At 66.3% G+C, this 3,249-nt stretch carries 1 protein-coding gene and 2 pseudogenes; 1 reads left to right on the plus strand and 2 read right to left on the minus strand.

The window, feature by feature from the left end; all coding sequences use genetic code 11:
* Positions 1-210, plus strand: a pseudogene (locus tag GJ632_RS20480) (ornithine cyclodeaminase family protein); the annotation flags it as partial.
* Positions 211-214: 4 nt separating this feature from the next.
* Here GJ632_RS20480 and GJ632_RS20485 read toward each other — a convergent pair.
* Positions 215-436, minus strand: coding sequence for a hypothetical protein (locus tag GJ632_RS20485; RefSeq protein ID WP_089804559.1), 222 nt, complete (start codon positions 434-436; stop codon positions 215-217).
* 391 nt (positions 437-827) lie between these two features.
* Positions 828-3,249: pseudogene (leuS, locus tag GJ632_RS25650) on the minus strand (leucine--tRNA ligase); the annotation flags it as partial.

Below are 3,249 nucleotides of genomic sequence, written 5' to 3' on the forward strand. Positions count from 1 at the left end.
CTCTCGGACGACGACATCTACGGCGCAATCGGCGAGATAGTCGTCGGCGACAGGGAGGGCCGCACCGACGAGGACGGCATCACCGTGTTCGACTCCACGGGACTGGCGATTCAGGACGTCGCCGCCGCGCACATCGTCTACGAACACGCCCGGGAGAACGACAACGGCTACGAGTTCGACCTGCTGGGACTCGCCGGCCGCGGGAACTGAGCACTCACGTCTCCGTCCGGCCGCCGCCGCGGGAGACGTAGTCGATGAGTTTCGTCACGACCCAGACGGCGACGAGGAACGGCAAGAGCGGGAGCATCACGGCGACCATGACGAGAAAGATCACCCAGCCGACGGAGTTCATCTCCGCGTCGGGGTGGGACTTGTAGCCGGGCGTGACCGTTCTGTAGACCTGTCGGAGCGCACTCGGAGAGTCTTCTTCTGCCATGACTACCAGTACGTGCGCGTCGGCATTAGCAGTTCGTGACGTTCGCAGCGTCTGCTGCTCAGAGCGGGCGCCACCGCGTTCGCTGGGACCGGTCGCCACACTCGGGACACTCGAACGTGGTGTGGTCTTCGCAGTCGGACCCGCGTCGCGAGTCGACCCGGTGCATCTCGACGTCGCACTCCGAACAATGCATGCCAAACGTTCGTTTGCGTGTCAGTATCAATCTAGGTAACTAGTCGGAAGTGATAGCGATCGAACGAGAACCGTGTGCACGACCCGCCAGAGACACGTCTGGCGGAGTAGCAACCGGCATCAGCGAACCGCTACGCCACGAGATTATCAACGCTGAAACAGTGCGGTACGGGGGAGAGAGACCGAGCCCGCGAGTCGCTCACTCGGCTTCGAGTTCGATAGCCGGGCGGAGCGGAATCGCCTGCTTCGTCGCGTCGGCGTCCTCGCCCTCCAGAGCGAGTTCGACGTCGGCGTCGAACTCCCGCGAGAGGAAGTCGGTCGCCGCCTCGTACGTCGCGTACTCGTCGAGTTCGGCGAGAGCGGCCACCTCGCTCTCGTCGCGTCCGCGGACGAACTCGACCAGTTCCTGCACGAGGTCGTTCACCTCGTTGCCGCGTTCGCGCAGGTCGGGGTCCTGCATCACGCTGCTCATCACGGCCCCCTGATTCGCGTCCTCCTCGACGACGGTCCGGAGCACGTCGCGCTTCCAGTCGGCGGCGACGGTGACGGTGATGCGGTCGGGGTCGGCCTCGGGCACGTCCTCCTCGGCGTTCGCCAGCGACTGCTGGATACCCTTGATGTCCTCGGTCAGCCGCTCTATCTGCGACTCGCTGGCCTCGACGGCCGCGCTCTCGAAGGACGCGTCGGGTTCGGGCCACAGCGCGTCCTCGGCGGGCGTCCCGGTCAGCCGTTCGTGCAGTTCGTTCGTCATGAACGGGACGAACGGGGCGAGGAGTCGCAGGCGCGTCTCCAGCACCCGTTCGAGCGTCCACTTCGCGGCCGGGCGGTCGAGGTCCGTCCGCCGGCGGTACCAGCGGAGTTCCTCCTCGAAGTTGTAGAAGGCGGCCTGACTGGCGGTCCGAGTCTCCGAGGACTCCATCGCCTCGGTGACGTCGCGGACGGTGTGCTGCAGTTTCGACAGCAGCCACCGGTCCTCCTGTTCGAGTTCGGGGCGTTCGTCGGGCGCGTCGGCCGCGAGTATCTCGTCGGCGCGGTTCCAGAAGCGCTCTAACTGGTCCCGGACGGACTCGACCTGTTCGGCGCGCCAGTCGTAGTCCTGCCACGGTTCCGCGGAGTTGAGCAGGAAGAAGCGCACGGTGTCGGCGCCGTAGTCGTCGATGGCCGCGCCGGGGAGGACGACGTGTCCCTTCGAGGAGGACATCTTCTCGCCCTCCAGTAGACCCATCCCCATGATGACGATGCCCTGCGGCCAGTTGTCCCGGTCGAACAGTTCGGCGTGGTGGAACAGGTAGAACGTCAGGTGGTTCGAGATGAGGTCGTTCGCGGAGAACCGGTAGTCGACCGGGTACCAGTAGTCCCACTCCTCGCGCAGTTCGAGGGCGCGTTCGGGGGCGTCCTCGACGCGTCCGCGCCGTAGAACAACGCGTCGAAGAACTCGCGGTCCAGGTCCGCCACCGGCACGTCCTGCAGGCGGTGCGCGATGGTGTAGTAGGCCATGTAGACGGTGGAGTCCGACAGCGGTTCGATGACGAAGTCGTCGTCCCACGGGAGGCGGGTGCCCAGCCCGTAGTTGCGGATGCACGGCCACTCGTTCAGCCAGTCGATGGTGTGGTCGTACTCGCCGCGGGTGTTCTCGGGGATGGCCTCCATCTGCGAGACGACGTCGTGGGCCTTCGCCTTCCACGCCTCGTCGTTGTAGCGCAGGAACCACGTGTCCTGTTCGGCGACGACCACGTCGCCGCCGCACCGGCAGACGACGTCCTCGGAGAACTCCTGCATCGTCCCGAACGCCCCCTCGTCGCGGTGGGCGTCGCGGAAGCGCGTCCGCACGTCCTCGACCAACTCGCCGGCGAACTCGCCGTAGTCGTCGTTCAGGTGCCCCGCGTGGAACTCCCTGTTGTACAGGTCCTTCGTCACCTTCTCCAGAGCGGGGTCGTCCGAGGAGGTGATTCCGGCCTCTTCGACGGCCGACTTGGCCGGTATCTCGCCGTAGTCCTCGACGGAGAGGATGGGGACCGGTTCGATGGCCTCGACGTCGGCGGGGTTGATGTCGTACTCACGCATCCGGCCGTCGTCCGCCTTCGCCTCCTGCAGGGCGACGTAGTCGTCCGGCGAGTGCGCCGGGACGGACATGACGACGCCGGTGGCGTTCTCGGCGTCCACGAAGTCCGCGGGCAGGACGAGTACCTCGTCGCCCGTGACGGGGTTGGTGACGCGTTCGCCGACCAGTTCGGTGCCGGGGACGCGGCGTTCGACGGTCACGTCGTGCGCCTGCAACTGCAGTTTCTCGACGGCCGCCGCGGAGACGAACCACTGCTCGCCGTCCACGTCGGCGTAGACGTAGTCGGCCTCTGGGTCGATGTACGCGTTCGTCACGCCGCGGACCGTCTCCGGGCGGAGCGTCGCCATCGGGACGACGGTGTCGCCGTGACCGAACCGGACCAGCGTGTACTCCTGGAACTCCGCCTCCTCGCCCTCCAGCAAGTCGTGCGTCGTGACCGGTTGCTCCTCGTTCGTGCAGTACTTGACGGGGTGCAGGCCCTTCTCCAGCAGGCCGCGGTCACGCAGCGTCTCGTACTGCCACGTGATGAACTTCGAGTAGCGCTCGTCGTTCGTCGTGA

Source organism: Halogeometricum sp. CBA1124 (assembly GCF_009741955.1).
In the GTDB taxonomy this organism is placed as follows: Archaea; Halobacteriota; Halobacteria; order Halobacteriales; family Haloferacaceae; genus Halogeometricum; species Halogeometricum rufum.